Annotated in this window: 13 protein-coding genes; 1 reads left to right on the top strand and 12 read right to left on the bottom strand. The window is 38.9% G+C overall.

Translation table 11 applies throughout. The annotated features are described in order from the left end of the window. Positions 1 to 63 precede the first annotated feature (63 nt). The 5 genes from rhaA to L8T27_RS10500 all read right to left on the bottom strand — a co-directional run bounded on the left by rhaA (position 64) and on the right by L8T27_RS10500 (position 8,060). The gene (gene rhaA, locus L8T27_RS10480) at positions 64 to 1,317 is read right to left on the bottom strand and encodes an L-rhamnose isomerase (RefSeq protein ID WP_233314748.1); all 1,254 of its coding nucleotides are present in this window, start codon (positions 1,315 to 1,317) and stop codon (positions 64 to 66) included. Between the two features lie 12 nt (positions 1,318 to 1,329). Beyond that, on the bottom strand, positions 1,330 to 2,742 hold the full coding sequence (rhaB, locus tag L8T27_RS10485; RefSeq protein ID WP_237941487.1) for a rhamnulokinase: 1,413 nt from the start codon (positions 2,740 to 2,742) through the stop codon (positions 1,330 to 1,332). Between the two features lie 151 nt (positions 2,743 to 2,893). Further along, positions 2,894 to 3,859, bottom strand: a complete 966-nt coding sequence (locus L8T27_RS10490) for an AraC family transcriptional regulator (protein ID WP_233313732.1) — start codon at positions 3,857 to 3,859, stop codon at positions 2,894 to 2,896. 144 nt (positions 3,860 to 4,003) lie between these two features. Next, positions 4,004 to 6,658 carry a glycosylhydrolase-like jelly roll fold domain-containing protein gene (locus L8T27_RS10495; RefSeq protein WP_237941488.1) on the bottom strand — a complete coding sequence of 885 codons (2,655 nt, stop codon included), beginning with the start codon at positions 6,656 to 6,658 and terminating at the stop codon, positions 4,004 to 4,006. After that, positions 6,642 to 8,060: a PTS transporter subunit EIIC gene (locus tag L8T27_RS10500; protein WP_237941489.1), complete on the bottom strand. Its 1,419-nt coding sequence runs from the start codon at positions 8,058 to 8,060 to the stop codon at positions 6,642 to 6,644. Before L8T27_RS10500 ends, L8T27_RS10495 begins: the two co-directional genes overlap by 17 nt. Positions 8,061 to 8,242: 182 nt before the next feature. On the opposite strand from L8T27_RS10500, the gene L8T27_RS10505 reads away from it, so the two are divergent. Continuing rightward, the gene (locus L8T27_RS10505) at positions 8,243 to 9,277 is read left to right on the top strand and encodes an AraC family transcriptional regulator (protein WP_237941490.1); all 1,035 of its coding nucleotides are present in this window, start codon (positions 8,243 to 8,245) and stop codon (positions 9,275 to 9,277) included. Between the two features lie 32 nt (positions 9,278 to 9,309). Here L8T27_RS10505 and L8T27_RS10510 read toward each other — a convergent pair whose 3' ends face one another. The 7 genes from L8T27_RS10510 to L8T27_RS10540 all read right to left on the bottom strand — a co-directional run bounded on the left by L8T27_RS10510 (position 9,310) and on the right by L8T27_RS10540 (position 19,209). After that, positions 9,310 to 11,646, bottom strand: a complete 2,337-nt coding sequence (locus L8T27_RS10510) for a putative bifunctional diguanylate cyclase/phosphodiesterase (RefSeq protein ID WP_237941491.1) — start codon at positions 11,644 to 11,646, stop codon at positions 9,310 to 9,312. Positions 11,647 to 11,660: 14 nt separating this feature from the next. Next, complete coding sequence (locus L8T27_RS10515) at positions 11,661 to 12,227, bottom strand: hypothetical protein (RefSeq protein WP_233313727.1); 567 nt, start codon at positions 12,225 to 12,227, stop codon at positions 11,661 to 11,663. Positions 12,228 to 12,482: 255 nt separating this feature from the next. Further along, entirely contained in the window at positions 12,483 to 12,842 is a 360-nt protein-coding gene (locus L8T27_RS10520) for a DUF4181 domain-containing protein (protein WP_237941492.1), read from the bottom strand. Between the two features lie 447 nt (positions 12,843 to 13,289). Then, on the bottom strand, positions 13,290 to 14,531 hold the full coding sequence (locus L8T27_RS10525; protein WP_237941493.1) for an SH3 domain-containing protein: 1,242 nt from the start codon (positions 14,529 to 14,531) through the stop codon (positions 13,290 to 13,292). Between the two features lie 352 nt (positions 14,532 to 14,883). Next, positions 14,884 to 16,974 carry a bifunctional aldolase/short-chain dehydrogenase gene (locus tag L8T27_RS10530; protein WP_282581434.1) on the bottom strand — a complete coding sequence of 697 codons (2,091 nt, stop codon included), beginning with the start codon at positions 16,972 to 16,974 and terminating at the stop codon, positions 14,884 to 14,886. A gap of 89 nt (positions 16,975 to 17,063) precedes the next feature. Further along, a complete protein-coding gene (locus L8T27_RS10535; protein WP_233314747.1) occupies positions 17,064 to 17,783 on the bottom strand; it encodes a LutC/YkgG family protein in 720 nt (239 codons plus the stop codon). After that, positions 17,770 to 19,209, bottom strand: a complete 1,440-nt coding sequence (locus L8T27_RS10540) for a LutB/LldF family L-lactate oxidation iron-sulfur protein (protein WP_237941495.1) — start codon at positions 19,207 to 19,209, stop codon at positions 17,770 to 17,772. Before L8T27_RS10540 ends, L8T27_RS10535 begins: the two co-directional genes overlap by 14 nt. Position 19,210 lies beyond the last annotated feature (1 nt).

Below are 19,210 nucleotides of genomic sequence, written 5' to 3' on the forward strand. Positions count from 1 at the left end.
TTTGTAAAGGTTTTCATTTTTGTTGTTTTTTCTCCTCCCTAATATTAGTGAGGAGTTAACAAACTAGCGCTGAGCTAAAACATCCTGTTCATATGCTTTCACATTTTCCAGCCATGTTTCTCTTACAGGCACATTCATTGTTTCACAATAATAATCCCAAACCGCTCCGAAAGGATATGTCTTAAATTCTTCCATTAATGCTAATCTTTCTGTGAAATTGCCACTTTCTTGCAGCTGTTTTAATTTCTCATTCGGCATCAATAGGGCATTAAGCAATGCCTTAATCATATTTCTTGTGCCGATTGTCCATGCTGCCACACGATTGATGCTTGCGTCAAAGAAATCCAAGCCAATAAGCACCTTGTCAATGGCATTATTGCGGACAATCTCAAGACCAATTTCTTTTAGTTCATCATCAAGTATAACGACATGGTCACTATCCCATCTGACAGGTCTTGATACATGAAGTGCTAATTTATCGGAAAACAGCAGCATCGATGAAATCTTATTGGATACTGTTTCAGTCGGGTGATAATGGCCTGTATCCATCAAGCAGAGCTTATTATTTTTTAAGGCATAGCCCATATAAAACTCATGAGAGCCGACAACATATGATTCAGATCCGATGCCAAAGACTTTGCTTTCTACTGCATCTAAATTGTAGCGTTCATCCGTTTTTTCAGCATAGATTTTATCTAATGATTCCTTTAAGCGGATACGAGGTGTGAGTCTGTCACTTGGAATGTCTTTATATCCGTCTGGTATCCAAATATTTGTTAATGCAGGCGTTCCTAATTCCTTGCCAAAGTACTCTGCAATTTGTCTGCTTTTAATACAGTGTCTGATCCAAAACTCACGGATGTCTTCGTCTGGATGAGAAAGTGTCAGTCCGTCTTCTGCTTTTTTATGAGAAAATAAAGTCGGGTTAAAATCAAGGCCTAATCCTTGCTCTTTAGCCCAAGCTACCCAATTTTCGAAATGCTTCGGTTCAATTTCATCCCTTTCGACCGCTTCTCCGTTTGTTTCTGCATAAATGGCATGCAAGTTTACGCGATGTTTGCCGGGAATGAGCGATAAAGCTACTTCTAAATCACTGCGCAGCTGTTCAGGTGTAGTTGCTTTGCCAGGATAATTGCCTGTTACATCAATCCCGCCTGACAATTCACTTGGATTGGCCTCAAATCCGCCAATATCATCACCTTGCCAACAATGTATGGAAATAGGAATCTCTTGTAACTTTTTCAAGGCTGCCTCTACATCCACGCCCCATTGTTCGTATTGTTTTTTTGCTGCTTCAAAGTTTTCTTTTACTGACATCATTGCGCCTCCTCATATTGTTTGTGCTGCTTCATATCCTTTTACATCAAAAGAATGCTTTATTAACTTCCTCGCTTCATGTATATCCTTTATTTCTCCTAAAGCAATTAATTGCGAAACGATATTGCCGATTGCTGTTGCCTCAACAGGCCCTGCAAACACTTGCTTTTTTGTGGCATCAGCTATGAGCTGGTTCAGCAGTTCGTTTTGACAGCCCCCGCCGATAATATTAATCTTTGTAAATTTCTTCTCGAAGATTTCTTCAATTTCACCAATTGCTGCAACATAGCACTCTACTAGAGAGTCATATACACATTTGGCGATCTCACCTGGTGTTGAAGGAATAGCTTGATTTGTTTCTGCACAGTATTTTTGTATTTCTTCTATCATATTTTCTGGATTTAAAAAACGGTCATCGTTAACATTGACAATCGATGTGAAGTGGCTTGCCGCTTTTGCAAGCTCCACAAATTCAGCAAATGAATATTGATTATCATAATTTCTGCGCACTTCTTGAATCATCCATAATCCCATGATGTTCTTCAAAAACCGGAAGCGGTAGTCAATGCCTCCTTCATTTGTGAAGTTGTAATCCAATGCCTTCGTCACACATATCGGGAACCTGTTTTCTACTCCAATTAAAGACCATGTGCCTGAACTGATATAAATAGTCTCCTCATGTTCCGGCACTGCAATTACGGCAGAAGCAGTGTCATGTGTCGCAGGCAGCACAACCTTTAAGCTGAACCCGAATTCCTCTGCCAACTCTTCTTTTATTTCTCCTAATACGGTGCCTGGTGTTTTGATTTCCTGAAAGATTTCTGGTTTGATAGAAATCGCTTCAAGCAATTGTTTATCCCACTTTTTCGTAAAGGCATTAACGAGCTGTGTGGACGTGGCATTAGTATATTCATTAACCGCTTTACCTGTCAGCAAGTAATGGAAGTAATCTGGAATCATTAAAAATGTAGCTGCTTTATCCAAACTTTCTTGATCTGTTTTCTGAAGGGCGCGGAGCTGATACATCGTATTGAATTTTTGAAACTGAATGCCGGTTTCCAAGTAAATCCTTTCCTTGATGATATGCTCGAAAACCTCCTCCATCATGCCGTCAGTCCGGTCATCCCTGTAAGACACTGCCTCTGTCAGCAGCTCACCGTTATCATCGAGCAGTACAAAGTCGACTGCCCATGTATCAATGCCGATACTTTCCGGCTTTACATTTAAATCACTGCATTTTTTTATTCCTTGTTTTATTTCGACAAAGAGCTGCTCTAAATCCCAGCAATAGTATTGTCCTTTTTTGACAATGCTGTTCGAAAAGCGGTGCACTTCTTCCAAAAACAGTCTCCCCTGTTTTAAAGAACCGAGCATCAGTCGCCCGCTTGAGGCTCCAATATCAACGGCCAAGACAGATTTGTTCATATAATACCTCTCCTTGTTCCCCTTTTGAAAACGTTTCCTAATTAGTATTTTACTGAATGAAAACGCATAATAAAATAACGTTATTTTTCTTATTTGTTGTCCTTAAATTCCTAAATAGTAAAATTAACCACAAAAAAACCGGCAAGTTTCGCTACCTTGCCAGTGCTTTTCTCAGTTCTTTTGGTGTTTTCTTATATTTTTCTTTAAAGATTCGGTAAAAATAACTGATATTATCATAGCCTACTTCTTCCACTACGGTCCGGACAGGAAAATCGGTCGTTTCCAGTAGTTCTTTCGCTTTCGTTAAGCGCTTTTCCTGTATTAAATCTTTAAATGTAAAGCCAGTCGCTTTTTTAATATTTTTACTTAAGCTTGAGCTAGATTGCATTAAGTGATTGGCAAGCTCCTGAAGAGTGCCGCTTTTATAGTGCTCTTCAATATATTTTAATGATTCAACAATAAGGAAATGCTGAGAAGAGGATGAAAGGTTTTTCGTGATTTTATCCGTATTTTTCACAAGCTCAATTAAAAGCAGACCCATATACAGCTTCATTTTTGATTCTGCTAGCAGGGAGTTTGCGTTCTCCTCCTTAATGAGATTTTCAACCAGTACTTGAATTTCCGCCACATCTGCTACAGCATAATATAAATATTGTCCATTTTGCGTGTGATTAAATAAGCTGTTAATTAAAAACTCGGTAATGATATTCTCACCGTTTAAGTATTGAAAGATAAATTGAAAAAACAATGGCTGAATAATGAAATTAAGGACAAGATCATCTTCCCCGCATGCCTCAATCTCATGCTCGATATGCTGATTAAGAAAAAGCAGCTCCCCTTTTTTCAAAATAATGGCGTTATTATCTACCTTTTGCCGCAGTTCTCCCTTCACAACATAATTAATTTCAATATAGTTATGTTTGTGCTTTGGAAAATCAATAAATCTAGTATGTTTCCTAACGGTTATCATTTTGTTTTTATCCAGAAATTTTTCACTTTCAATAATGAAATGATTTTGACTTGTATATAGGTCTTTCCTGACCTTTTTCTCTTGAGATAATATCTCGGCCTCTTCTTCTGTCAGTTCCATTAATTGCTTTAAAAGAAGTGCATCCATATAAATTCCCCCTGACTTCTCAGTTAGAAGCTTCATTACTATATTACTAACAATCTCAAAGTTTAGGCAATCAAAAAATGAAACCGTTTTACTAAAAAAAAAAAAAACAGGATTGATATAAAACCAGTCCTGTTTTAGCTGCGACTATTTTTGAAATGTTTTTAGTTTCACACTTCCAAGCAGCCCAGTTGGCTGCAAGATTCTGTATTGAGAAAGATAGTCTTTTTGGGCAGTTCCAAGTGTATTCGTCACTTCCACTGTCAACAAATTCCGGCCTTTTTGAACAAAGGGAGAAATATCATAAACGTATGGCTTACTTACCTTTACTCCTGCAGAAGAGCCATTTATAAACACTTCGGCAATTTCATAAGCTTCGCCTAAATCAAGCTGATAATCAGTTGAACAATCATTTATGAATAACTCTTTTTGGTATCGAACACTACCAGAAAATGCTGGATACAAAGAAGGTTTAGCGATGTTTGTTAATTCCTCCAACACAAAGCTTTTATGGAAGCTCGGATACTCAGCTGCTGTTGCTAATGCAACCTCCCACGGGCCAGTTATTTCACATTCTCCCGTTTGCTTGCTGGCAGGAACTTGTTGAGCGTCGAGCTGACAATCGGACACAATCCATATTGCTGCTTCCTGCGGTGCCAAGAATAATGGAATTTCATTTTGAATTGTCTCCACCCAACGAAGGCAATTGTTTTCCCATGGATCATATTTATATAGATAACCTGATTCCTTGAGTGTCACTTTATTGATAATCTCACTATCTGGTGATTCATTAAAAAACATATACACGGTGTTTTCTAAATGATGATATTGGTAATATCGCAGGTCAGCTGCTGCCTTTTCTAACATAATTTCATAGGCCCCTTCTGCTCTCATCATGCTTGCAAGCTTTTCTAAAGGCACTATCTTGACTTGTTCTGATTCTTCTAGCCATTTTATTTCGTCACTTACTAAATCATCCTCACTTGCTCCAACAGGGAGAGCATTAATAAATATCAGCATTGCTCCGGCGCGAATCAGCTGTGCTGCTTTTTCAAAGAATGCTTTCGGCAGCCGTTCTGCATATGGAATGACTAGGTTATGAAACTCCTCCTGATGTAAGAGGATTTTATTATTTTTCACCTCAGCATTCATAAGCAAGTCTAGTGATACTATATCAAAATCGATTTGATTCTGTGTTAATACCTTTGCTGGTTTTTGGAAAAGCATTGCATTCCCTGACCACTCTGCTTCTGCATGATAAAGAATTAGTGATGTGGCGACATGCTGTCCGTCACTTAACAGCTCTGACACCCGATTTGTATAATTCATTAATAAATGCAAATAGCGATGCTGCGGATTGATGCCATGTGCATAAAAATGGGGCGGACAGTCTGCATCTGGAAATGGTGCCATGTCAAAAGAATGGGGCACAAAGTGATTGATTCCTCTAACAAGCATATGGTCTGTCATCCATTTCATCAGATTTAATCCTTCAGACCAGCCGTAGGCTCCGTATATTTCACACATTGTTCTGCCTTTTTTCTGGGAGTCCAAATGACCAAGCGATGCCCCAAGTTTACCTAAGCCATAATGAAAGAATTCTCCGTCCCATCCTGTTGAAGTGAATGTTTTGAAATAGCCTTCATCCATTCCAGGAAGGAGCTGATGCAAGACTACATCAATGCCTGACATACTTTGGCCGCCAAGTGCGCGGAAGAAATGTCCGGCACCATAGCCTAATCTTCCATGTGCATTATTATCCTCTATTAAATGACCAACATATTCTACCCCATGCTCAGTACACCAGTGAGCTAGTTTATTTGTAAAATTTTCTGCATACATTTTTGAAACGAGATTCATATAAGCATGCCTTATTTGATGCTGTTTTTTTGTACCATCTGTAAGGAGCAGAGGCAATAGTTCCTTGGCTGATTTTCCGAATGTCTCCTCCAACATAGCAACGATGTTTGCATGCCACGGCAGCACCATTTCCGTTTTTCCGATAATAGCATCCGGGCCTTTTATATTGCCGAATCTAGGTTCATCTGTAAAAAAACCAGCAATCGTTGTCCCGAAATACGATGAGAATTTGTCAAAATGAGGCTGATAAACTGTATCTATTAATACTTGGGTGGCATTTGGATCAATTGGATTTAAATAACCTTCTGTTGATCTTTCTCCACCGCTGAAAGTTTCTACTAAAATAAAAATTCGCCAATTGCCTTCTGGAACATCCCAATAAACAACACCATTTTCTAAATGCTTCGTAATATCAACAAGTGTATCGGTATCGACTGTATTGTAATCTATGATTTTTGCAGCTATTATGCCAATAATCTGGTCAGCTGTGTCCTTTTGTCCGTTTATTTCCGCAGTTCCGTCTGTTCCTACAGACAGAATTGAATTTCGGTCCCCACTTGCATGTCTAACGATAATGCCAGCATTTCTTTGCGGGCCATGAAAATCAAGCTGTGTTATTTTTAAAAATTTCTTTCTTAATTCTGGATGATGCTTTATTATTGCCCCGTTTGCATAGCCTGTTGGAAAATGTGCATCATCAAACAACCATACCTTCATGTTCTTTTCCTTAGCCACTTCTAATACGATCTGTAAATCTTTCCACCATCTTTCACCGACAAAATCAGGATGGGGCCGGGGCTCGACGCAAACCGCTCTTATCCCGCTTTTATAAATTTCGTGCATATATTCCTCAATTACTTCCTCAGACTCTCCATGCATCCATAGAAAAGGAAATATATAATTATTTTCTTGCTGCGTTAATAATTTAGTTAATTTTTCCATTATATCTCCCTGCCCTATTTTTTTTAACCATTAATTTAGCTGTTTGCTTTCCAGTCAGAATATAAGTAATAGCTAATGTTACGAAAAATGCTACAAGCGCTGAAATTATATAAGCTGTAAAGCTAGAATCAATCCCTTTTGGATTGATGAACAGTGGTGCAGCGAAAAGTGCATTGCCGCCAAATCCATACATTTTTGCATTCATAAAGGCTGTTATGCCCCCGGCAATTCCTCCACCTATAAAGGCAGCGACAAATGGCTTTTTGTAGGGAATCGCAATACTGTAAATAATCGGCTCCGTTACTCCAAAGAGCCCTGTCATGCCTGTCGAAAATCCTAGTGAGCGATTCGCTTTATCTTTTTGCTTTAAAGCAAAACCAATGGCTGCTCCTGCCAAGGCAAATACAGTTACATTTAAAATGGCATTGATCGGGTCTTCTCCCATTGTTGTAATATTGTTCATTAGAATCGGGATAAACGCATAATGCAGACCAAAGATAACGACCAATTGCCAAAATGCTCCAAGGATTATTCCTGTTATTACTGGGCTTATCCCATAAACTGCTTGTGTACCAGATGCAAGAATATCACTTAAATAAGTCATCAGCGGTCCAATTAATAAAAAGGTTGTAGGTACTGTAATGATGAGAACAAGGAGCGGAGTCAGGAAGAACTTCACCGCATCCGGCACTTTATCTTTTATTCTTTTTTCTATAAATGCTGCCAAGGCAACTGCTGCAATAATCGGAAACACCGAATTTCCATAACTCGCCAGCACAACCGGTATTTGCAGGAACGTAATATGAGCTCCTTCATTGTAAAGAGCAGTAATATTAGGGTAAACAAGCCCTGCTCCAATCGTTGCTGCCACAAATGGATTGGAGTTCAGTTTCATCGCAGCAGAAACGCCAAGAATAATCGGCATAAAATAGAAGAATCCATCTGAAAAAGCGTACAATATTTGATAGGTGCCACTTTCAGTTGATAGCAGCTGAAAGGAAGTAAAACCTGCAAGCAAGCCCTTTATGATACCGGCGGCTGTCATGACACCCATTACTGGGAAGAGAATGCCAGATATGAGTTTAAAAAAGCGATTAAATGCCCCTTCTTTGACTTGACTAGAACGTTCGGTATTTTGTGCAGACTGCTCATGCTCTATCGATAGCAGTTTTATAACCTGATCATATGCTTTCGACACTCCTGTTCCAACAATTATCTGATATTGTCCGCCAGATACAGCTGTTCCTAATACACCTTGTATTTTTTTTATGGCTTCTGTGTTTGCTTTGCTTTCATCCTTCAGCACGAATCGCAGCCTTGTCATACAATGTGTAATGCTTGAAACATTTTCCTTGCCTCCAATTTCAGAAACAACACTTTCTGCCAACTTTGTATAATCCATTTACGCCACTCCTCTATCGGTATATGACCAACTAATTTACCTGCCTTTGCATTACGTTAATTCAGTAATATCGTTATTGGAACCGCTAACAATTTTTATTGTAATGTAAATATATTTATATTAAAATTGCTGAATATAACTACTTACTTTACCAAACTTAACTTTTTAGAAAGAGGTGGAGCATGCAAAAAACTGAATTAATGGAGCTCTTGTTTACTATGTCTGACAGAGAGCTCTATTATAAAACCAATCCAGATTACTATAATTCCTTGTTTGATAGCTGTGACAGCATAGAGCTTAATAACCAAAAAGTATATGTCTTCAAGTTCAACGATCAAAAAAAGGAGAATGCCTATTCTCCGCCTAACCCAACTCTTGAAATTGTTAAGCATTCCAGGTATTCTACTATTCCTTTCCATATTCATGACTATATAGAAATGAACTATGTATATGCAGGGACCTGCACGGCTATCGTCCAGGATAAAGTTATCCCGTTACAGTGCGGAGATGTTTGTATCATGGATACAAACGTGCCTCATACAATCTGTGATGCAGAGGAAAAGGATATTATCATCAATATTCTCATGGATAAAAGCTACTTTACTGCTTCCATGCTCGGACAGCTGTCAAGCAATAGCATTATTTCCGACTTTATATTAGAGGCTATATCACATGATCGCCTGCATAACCGCTTTCTTTTATTTCACTGTCAGAACAGTGATAAGCTAGGCTCACACGTCGAGAATCTGTTATGTGAATTCTACGAACCTAGCTTTTGCTCAAAAGATATTATCAACGCTTATATGGTATTAATCTTTGCAGAAATGCTTCGACATTTTCAAACAGACAATAACAGCAAATCGGCTAATGGGAAACAGAATCCGATATTGGATATCCTTCTATACATGGAGGAAAATTTTCAAAGCTGTACCTTACAAGAGGTAGCACAGCATTTCAGCTTCCATCCCAACTATTTAAGCAGGCTTATTAAAAAAAGTACTGGGAAAAGCTTCAAACAGCTACTTCAGGAACAAAAGCTTAACAAAGCTTCCTATTTGCTAAATCACACATCCATGACAATTGCCGAAATTTTAAATGAAATAGGATATCAAAATCATGGCTTCTTTAATAGAATCTTTAAAGAGAGATATAATGTGACACCTAAAGAGTATCAAAGGAATATTCACCTTGGACAAAAAAGCACGCCCATTTCTTAAATGTGGGCGTGCTTTTTGATTCCATTATTCTGTCACAATGCATTGTTCACAAGAAACTTCTCACAGTCTTCCACATTTAGCGGCCGGCTGAACAAGTAACCTTGCAATTCATCACATTGGACTTCTTCTAGAAATGCTCTTTGATGTTCGTCTTCTACACCTTCCGCAATAACTTTTACGTTTAATGCCTTTGACATCATTACAATCATTCGGACAATCGCTGTATCTTTCTCGCTTTTTTCCAACGAGGTGATGAAAGACCGGTCAATTTTTAATCTGTCAATCTGAAATTTGCTTAAATAATGCAAAGAGGAATAGCCTGTTCCAAAATCATCAATGGCAATATTAAAGCCCATTTCCTTTAGACAAGCAAGCTTGGACATATTTTGTTCAATTGGTCCCATCGCAATACTCTCCGTTATTTCTAGCTCAATGTTTTTTGGATTTGCACCAGTTTCGTTCATAATCGTCTTTACTAGGTTAACGAAATTCTCTTGCTGAAACTGCAGAGATGAAATATTGACAGCAATTCGTAAATCAGGGAATCCCTTTTTACACCATAGCACAGACTGCCTGCAAGCCTGCCATAAAACACTTTCTCCGATTGGCAAAATGAGGCCTGTTTCCTCAGCTATGGGAATAAACTCACCTGGCGGAACAAGACCGATTCCTGGTCGCTCCCAGCGCACCAATGCTTCCACGCCAACAATTTGACGAGTGTGTAAGGATATTTGCGGCTGGTAATGCAAGATGAATTCATTTCGTTCAAGCCCTTTTCTTATCGAGCGCTCTAATTCCATTATAGACTTCATACTCATGGAGCCATTATATACTTTAAAATGATCTTTACCATTTTCTTTCACATTGTACATGGCCGTATCTGCCTTCATCAATAAAGCATCTAGGTCGCTGCCGTGATCAGGATACATAGCAATGCCAATACTTGGTGTAATATTCAATTCAACATTATTTATAAAATAGGACTCTCGCAAGCTCTTAAGTATTAATTGCGCAAGTTCTTCGATTTTACAGATCTCTGCATTTTCAATCAGGAGCGCATACTCATCACCGCCAATTCTGCAGACAACCCCATTTGGGGAAACGTTGGCTGACAATCTTTCCCCCACTTCCTTCAAAAGCAAGTCACCATAGGAATGGCCAAGACTGTCATTTATATGCTTGAATCGGTCTAAATCTAGAAGGATAAAGGCAAGCTTTTTACTTGAGCAGTTATTCTCTAAAGCCTGTGCAAGCCGCTTTTCCATATACCTGCGATTTGGCAGTCCTGTAACAACATCATGAAAGGCAAGGTATTCCATCGAATTGATAATTTCGACGAGCTTGTCTGTCCTTTCTTTTACCTTCTGCTCTAAACCTTCATTTAATCTGTTTAAATCATCGACTAATCTGTCGTTTTCAAGCAATGTAAAGATTTGCCTTATTATCAGCAGGATAATGCTGATGGATAATCCAAGAAAAACCGGATGTGTGCCATACAGCAAATACGTAAAATAGAAGGTCAATATCAATACACCAAAATAGGGAATAATATGCTTTATGTAAATATTTTCATTTTCCTGTGTGTTATTGCGCGATAATGCAAAAGCAGGCGCTGGTTGATGATAGATACCTGAGAGCCCAATTAAAAGGGCAGATAATATCCACATTGGTTCATTAATACTGCCGACAGAATAAGCATCGATCACTTTAAGATAAGTAAAAATCGTGTCTGCGACTATTTGTGTAAGTAAACCAGCAACAAGCAGAAAGGTAGTTTTCTTAGCCAAAACTCTTTTCGATGTATTAAAAAGACTAATTACCCCTACTAGGACAATAAGATCTAATATGGGATAAATCAATTCTGTTAACGAAAAGCTAATATTAGCAGATTGACTGAATAAAGGTCTAATTAAAAACAACCAGCTAAAGGTTACTGCTGCCGACATCGCAATTAAGATATCCAGCAAAAATCTAATGGTTAAAAGCGAACTTTTAATCTGGTTAATCAGGACAAGCAAGGACAAAAAATATAAAATGTTCTGTACGATAAAAAATTTCTCTGCTAATTTACCATAGCCGCTATTATTATTTAAAATAAATTGGTTATAGCTCCAAAGCATTGTGCCGACAAGATAGAACAGCACCCCTAATGCAAGCAAAAGCCAAAAGCTTTTAGCTGAAGTTTTATCTTTTAAAAATGTGGATAGGATCCAATAGATAGATGCACTGCAGGCAATCAACTGGAAGCTTACACCGCCCCAGTCCAGCAGCTGTTGATTGCTGCTGAAGATGATATTCCAAAGGACGTTTGCCACAATAAAAAAAACGATAAAGGAATAGGCAAACCGTTTTGTACTTAGACTAGACATCTATATCTCCATTCTTATTTAAATATCGTTTTTCTTTTTATATCTTTTGGCTGAATCAGCCAAGAAAATTTATCTTTATGTTCATATATCTCTTGTGGATATAGGATAGCAGGAATGACATAATCTCCTTTATAGTATATTTTTTCGCCGGCAGTTTCCAGTGGTATTTTGTAAACAGTTTTTAATGCTCGAAAAAAAACTCTTTCCAACAGAACGACACAATGGGTGATTTGGCGGGATTGTGCGTAATCCACATACAAAGTTAACAGCCTTTCTAAATTTTTGCCGCGATGGTTCTTTAAAATTGCTACCTTATCAATCTCCATAATTTGCTCTAGTTTCAACGATTTAATTTTCTCCAGCTCGTGAAAGGGGAAAACACTGTTAATATTATTAGTCGGATGGAGAGAATATGGCTTAAATTCAATAGTTCCTACTTTTTGTTCATTTGGATCAATTATTAAAAAACGGTCTGCATCCATCTCAGACATTTCAAAGCCATATCCCTTTTCAACCCAGCACTCCATCCAGATTTGATTAAACTCATTAAGCAATGCAAACGAATCAACTTTCATATACACATTACTTCCCTCCCATAAATTACAAGCTTTATGCCTTTCTAGTATGTATGCAAGGTTATTATACTTATTTTTTCTTAAGCTAGTAACGAAAAAAGTGAAAAAAATCTAATAAAATGAAAACGTTTTCCAGTAGGTTCCACAACTGTCAAAAAAGCGGATAATTTTATTGCTGATTTAGACATTTCTTACTTTATTTGGATACGTAAAATTTATTTACAAGAGAATAAAAAAGCTAAGCGGGTATCCGCTTAGCAATTAGACTTTAAGTATCCATTCAAAATATATGGCGAGATAAAATGCTACTCCAAAGATAATCATGAAAATAATGGTGCCAATATATTGTTTTGATCCTTTTATGTATTTCCATTCCATGAATGCTTCGTATCCGAATATGACAAGCAAATATGCCGGCCAGATAAAGGAGCTATCGGCATCCAATATAAACGGCGAGGTACAAACGATTAATATGGCGATGATTACCCTTCCGAATATGTCTGCCTTCTTTCCCTCTGTTTTAGATACCTTCTTTTTTTGAACACCTAGCAATTTAAATAGGAGTTTTTCAATTAAGTATACACCTGCCCATACTATGGCAAATAAGATGATATATTTCATGCTGCTTATTATTTCCTCTCTATTTTCTATTGTTTAGCTTAGTCAGCTACAGGTGAATCTTGCTTCTCCCAGTCTGTCGGTCCTTTTAGACGGCACAAATTTTTGCCAATACTCACCGGTTTCTTTATTGAATAAAAGAATATTATTATCGTTTACTGGGAATTACCTCATAGTTTCCTTCTGATTTTAAAGAGCTGGCAATGCCCCATCAGCCTGCTGCTACGCAAAGTCCTAGAAAAATTATGGAATAGGCCAAAAGATTTTTATGCATCTAACAACTCCTTCCTTATTTATCCATTATAACCTTTACAGTTATTAACAGATAGACTTTTTTCTGAGCATGTTTATGAAAAATAAAAAAAGCTGCCAAGCGGCAGCTTATAAAATCATCCTTTTCATATACAGAAGCACTTATTTAATAGGAAGGAATTGCTGCATTCTTTTAGATTACTTAACCGCCGTAATAACCATCTGCTGCCCTCTTTTTGCCTTTACAGTTAAAGTAGCCTTTTGCCCTTGCTTTTCATAAAGGCTGTTGAGGATTCCATCTGTTTCCGGCTTTGCAGCATAAGTAACGCCGTCATTTGTAATAAAACGCACGGTGCCGTCTGGACTAATTCCGCCAATTGTCGCCTCCACCTTCAGGAGACTGTCAGAAGATGTAATCGCAGGTATGTTAATAACTTGGCCGACTCGAAGTTTAGTTGGATCAACATTCGGATTTGCTTCTTGTAATAGGGAAACAGAGATTCCATAACTTTTGCTGATTTTATAAAAAGTGTCACCCTTTTTAATAGTATATGTTTTTGTATCCTTTGCAGTTTCCGTATTTTTGACAGCTTCACTCGCTGATGTCTTATTTGCTAAGTAAGCACTGCTTACATAGGCTTTTTTCCCTTTGTAATCGATTGAGGACCAGCCATTTTTGTCTGCTTTCACTGTAACTTTCGCTCCTTCTTTCAATGAGCCAAGTACAGCATCTTTTGTAGACGGGCCGCTCCTCACCCTTAAAGAGTCTGCTGTCACGTATTTAGTCACTGTCTTGATTGTTGTTTCCGATGTCTTAACAGCCGAATCTGCTAAATAAGCAGCGCTTACATAGGCAAGACGGCCATCAATAAGAATGCCGGCCCAGCCGTTTTTAATAAATGAAACTTTGACCATATTCCCCTGTTTCAGCTTGCCGATAATGCTGCTGTCTGTTGTTGCCTTTGCACGAATATTAAGCACGGTTGCTGTTACTTTTTTGTCTTGCACCTTTGGCAACAAAATTTTATCCCCTTGGGACACAGTGCCATTCACATTTGTAATCGCTTCTGCCGTTACACCATGAGTAGCTGCAATCTCTGTAATTGTTTCATTCTTTTTCACTTCATATGTATATTCCTGGATGCATGCAGAAGCAGTACTTGCGCCTAATGAAAAGAGAACCGTAAAAATCCCTGTAACTACAAGCCGTTTTGCCGGACTTGCTTGCACCATTTTCCTAACCTTTGCCACATGCTCCATAAAGCTTTCTTTAATGCTTTCCAGAACGGATTTGATATTCCAAGCGTCTCTTATATCTAAGCTTGGAAGATTTCTCTCTAATTCACGCTTTTCCATTCTAGTAGTATAGACAGGTTTGTCTGTATGTCTGTTTCTCCTTAAGACTTTAAGCTCGCCGTCAGCTCCTACTAAACTTGTCATGAATAAAACGACCCCCAATAACTCTTTGTAAGATAATATTAAGACATCTAGGAAAAAGAATATATGCGATAAATGGAGGATTCCAACCTATAACTATTTGCCCAAAGATTACCAACCCGTTGTCAATTTACCCGAGGTTTTGCCGAAAAAAACATTATTCTCCCAATCTCCTTCCATAATTAGTGAAAAAACAGTTAAAATGTAATACTTTTGTCATAGTATTATCCTTGATTTTTAATCTTTAATATTTTTTGTCTATGACAAGGTTATTTTCTATATTCGCATAAAATCCCTCTGCTTTTTCCTTATAAAATAGAAAACAGGAGGACAAATTTTGTCCTCCTTCTCTTATTTATCTTGTAAATGCTGCTGGAACTCCACCGTCGACTGTAATCATGCAGCCTGTTGTTTTCTCTGCTTTTGATGATGCAAAATAGCTGATAGCTTCTGCAATATCTTTCGGATAAATGTTAACGAGTAAAGTGGTGCGTTTACGGTAATGCTCATCAAGCTGATCTGGTTCAATTCCGTAGGCTGCCGCTCTTTCTTCACGCCAGCTAGATCCCCAAATAGCAGAACCTTGCAAGACTGCATCAGGCAGTACTGAATTGACGCGGATGCCATATTCTCCTCCTTCGGCAGCGATGCAGCGGGCAAGATGTGTTTCCATTGCCTTGACTGCACTGTATGCAGCTGCGTTTTTGCCTGCATAAACGGAGTTTTTCGAACCGATGAATACCATGCTTCCGCCTAGAGCCTGTTCCTTCATTTGTTTAAATGCTTCTCTTGCAACAAGGAAATACCCTGTGCCAAGCACATTCATATTTAAATTCCACTCTTTTAACGATGTTTCATCAAACGGGCTAGAAGTTGCCAAGCCTGCATTATTAACGATAATATCAACACCGCCAAAAGCAAGAGCTGTCCGCTTGTAGGCAGCTTGTACTGCTTCCTCACTTGTAACATCCATTTTCACTGCAATAGCACGCTCTTCTCCATATGTCTCATTGATTTCTGCGGCTACCTTTTCTGCACCTTCTAAGTTCAAGTCTGCCAGAACAACATGCGCGCCTTGTGATGCGAGCAGCCTGCATGTTTCACTGCCGATTCCGCCAGCTCCGCCTGTGACGAATGCCACTTTACGTGAAAATTCTGCTTCCTTAGGTGCTAGTGATAATTTATATAGCTCTAATGGCCAATATTCCACATTGAAGGATTCATTTTCATTCAAGGACACAAAGTTTCCTAGTGCTGTTGCACCTTTCATAACAGAAATTGCTCTGTGATACAAGGCACCGCTTACTTTAGACATAGCAACGTTTTTGCCTGTGTTAACCATGCCGATTCCTGGTATTAAAATAACGCGGGGTGCTGTTTCAAATATTTGATCTCCTTCATTCTTATTTCTATCAAAATAAGCTGTATAGGATTCTTTAAATGCTGCTATTCCCTCTTTCACTGCTTCCTTCAATGCAGCGATATCCTTTGTTGCTGGGTCCCATTCTACATATAATGGCACCATTTTTGTATGAACTAAATGATCTGGACAAGCTGCTCCGACTTGTGACAATGTTTTTGCATCATGGCTGTTCACAAACTCAAGGACGTCTTCTCCTCTGTCATAAGTTAACAGCATCTTCTTTTCTTCACTAACAGCTCCGCGGATAACTGGCATAACAGCAGCCAAAATCTCTTCAGCATCTTCCACGCGTAGTGAATCATATTTAGCGCCGCCGAATGTTTGTGATTCGTTTATTTTACTATTAATATAGGATTCTGCTTCATTAATGATAGAAATTGTTTTTTCATAGCTTTCCGAAGCTGTATCTCCCCACACAACTAAACCATGCTTTTCCATTAGTACTAGCTCAGCATTGGGATTGTTTTTTACCCCTTCTGCTATCATTTTAGATAAAGTGAATCCAGGGCGAATGTATGGAACCCAAACAAAGCGGTTGCCGTAAATTTCTTCAGCAATTTGCTTGCCGTTATCTGCACAGCAAAGGCTAATGATTGCATCAGGGTGCGTATGGTCTACATGCTTGAATGGCAAAAATGCATGCAATAATGTTTCAATAGATGCACGAGGATGTTTGCTGTCGATCATGCAGTGTGACAAATATTCAACCATCTCTTCATCTGGCATTTCTTCTTTTTCAATAAGCGGGGTGATGTCGTCTAGTTTCAAACCTGTAAAATTATGCGCTTTCATTGTTGCTAAGTCAGAGCCGCTTCCTTTTACCCACATCACTTCAACTTCACGGCCTCTGAAATCTGTTACGGTTGTTTTCATGGAAGTATTTCCGCCGCCCCAGTTGCAGACAGCCCGGTCTGTCCCGATTAAATTGGAGCGATAAACTAACTCATCAAGTCCACTAGCTAATTGTGCTGCCTTTTCTTCTTGCCATAAGCTTTTTACCATTTTTGTTCTCCTCCGCTTTATCTTTATTTATGTTTGTTTTATCTGTTTTTATTATAACTCACTTTTGTTTATTTTGTATATACTTTTGTTTTATTTTTATTTATTTTTGTTTATTTGTCTTTTACAAGTATATAGGTAGCTTTTATCGGTCCATGGACGCCAACAATAAGATTAAGCTCAATGTCAGCACTGTTGCTTGGTCCTGTGATAAAGTCAATGCAGCTTGCAATATCCTCGCCATCCGCTACAAGCTTGGCAATCGCTGTTGCTGCCTGTGTCATTCGCGGCACAACCGTGCTTTTTGGCACGATTGCGATAAAGGTTTTGGGCAGAAGGCTGACAGATCTGCCTTTATTACGGTTGGAAAATAACAGTACTGTGCCTGATTCAGCCAATGTCATGTCGCTGATTGTAATACCAACATCCGCTGTTTCAGCAGCGTTTATATTTTCTTGCTTTTTGGTGTTATCCCAAATATAAGTGCTAATTCCGTTTACTTTCCATTCATTCTGTTTGATTTCATTAAGGCCGTACTCATTAAAGCGGGGGTCATCATATGTAATTACTGAACGCAATTGATTAGTTTTTAAGATCTTTTCCATTGTTTCAGCAACCTCATCAGCAGATGCCTCTATATAGTCTGTATGGATGACTTCGCATTGCTTTTTCAGCACTTCAGCCAAGTCATCCTGATTGGCGTTTTGCAGGACATTCAGCTGGGGCTTATAGTTCCAGTCAGGTTTTTTAATAGCTTGCCCTCTCGGCCGGTTCAGCTTTTGGGCGATATGGTCCAAAAATGATTCCTTATTTGTGACATTACCCTCCATTATGCTGATCCTCCTGTTTTCTTTTTTGTTTATACCAATCTCGGAATCTTTGTTTGCTTGGTGCCGGCAAGTCGCGGGTATCTGTCCAAAGCTTAACTGGACCAGGCCCACTTTTAATGCTGTTATCCTTAGTGAATGGTTTGAGAGCAACTGGAGCTGATTTTGTGCCAGCCTGGTAAATGCTCGGATGTTTAACAGCAAACTCATAGCCTTTCATCGCCAGCTTTTCTGCCATCGGGGCCTTCCCTTCATCCTCCACTATTTTGCGGCGATGCTTAATCAGCAATTCATGAAGGGGTATTTTCACTGGACAAGCATCTGTACAAGCAGCACAAAGGGACGAGGCGTAAGGCAGTTCTTTATATTCTTCATAGCCTCCAAGCAAGGGTGTCAAAACAGCTCCAATTGGACCGGGATAAATGGAACCATACGAATGGCCGCCAATATGACGATAAACAGGGCAGACATTAATACATGCAGCACATCTAATACAATGGAGCGCACTTTGGAATTCTGTTCCAAGAATATTGGATCTGCCATTATCAACGATAACTAAGTGAAATTCCTCTGGTCCGTCTACATCGCCTTCTTCCTTCGGCCCAGTTAGACCTGTGATATAGCTTGTTAGTTTTTGGCCGACAGAGCTGCGGCACAGTAAGGAAACAAGGATATCAAGCTCCTCCCATGTCGGGACAATTCTTTCCATTCCCATGACAGTGATTTGTGTTTTTGGAAGTGCAGTCACTAGTCCTGCATTCCCTTCATTAGTGACGAGACAGACTGTGCCAGCATCAGCAACAGCGAAATTACAGCCTGTTATCCCTAAATCTGCTGTCAAAAATTCCTGGCGCAGCTGTTCTCTCGCAAACAATGCCAATTCTTCTGGTATTTCTGTTTTTTGGTAGCCTTTCTTTTCCTTAAACGTATCTCTGATTTGTTCTTTATTTTTATGCAGTGCTGGCACGACAATATGGGATGGCGGATCATGGTCATCCAGCTGGAGGATATATTCTCCCAAATCGGTTTCTATCACTTCACATCCGGCAGCCTCTAGTGTTTCGTTTAAATTGATTTCTTCTGTTACCATCGATTTAGACTTCACGATTTTTTTTGCTTGTTTTTTTTCAACAACGCTTTTAATATAATCGTTTGCTTCTTCCTTTGTTTTAGCAAAAAACACATGGCCGCCTCTTTTAGCTGTATTTTCACTGAGTTTTTCTAAATAGTAGTCCAGATTCTCCAGCGTATGTGTGCGGATTTCCTCTCCAAGCTTGCGCCATTCCTCCCAGTCTCCAAGCTCCTCCACTGCTGCAAGCCGCTTGCCTTGCATTCTCTCTTGTGCGGAAGTAACAGCAGAGCGCATAAAGCTGTCTTCCAAACCATCCTTTACTCTTCCGAAAAATGGCTGATCTCCTATTTTCATCGGCATA

Source organism: Niallia sp. Man26, assembly GCF_022049065.2.
Taxonomy (GTDB): Bacteria; Bacillota; Bacilli; order Bacillales; family Cytobacillaceae; genus Niallia.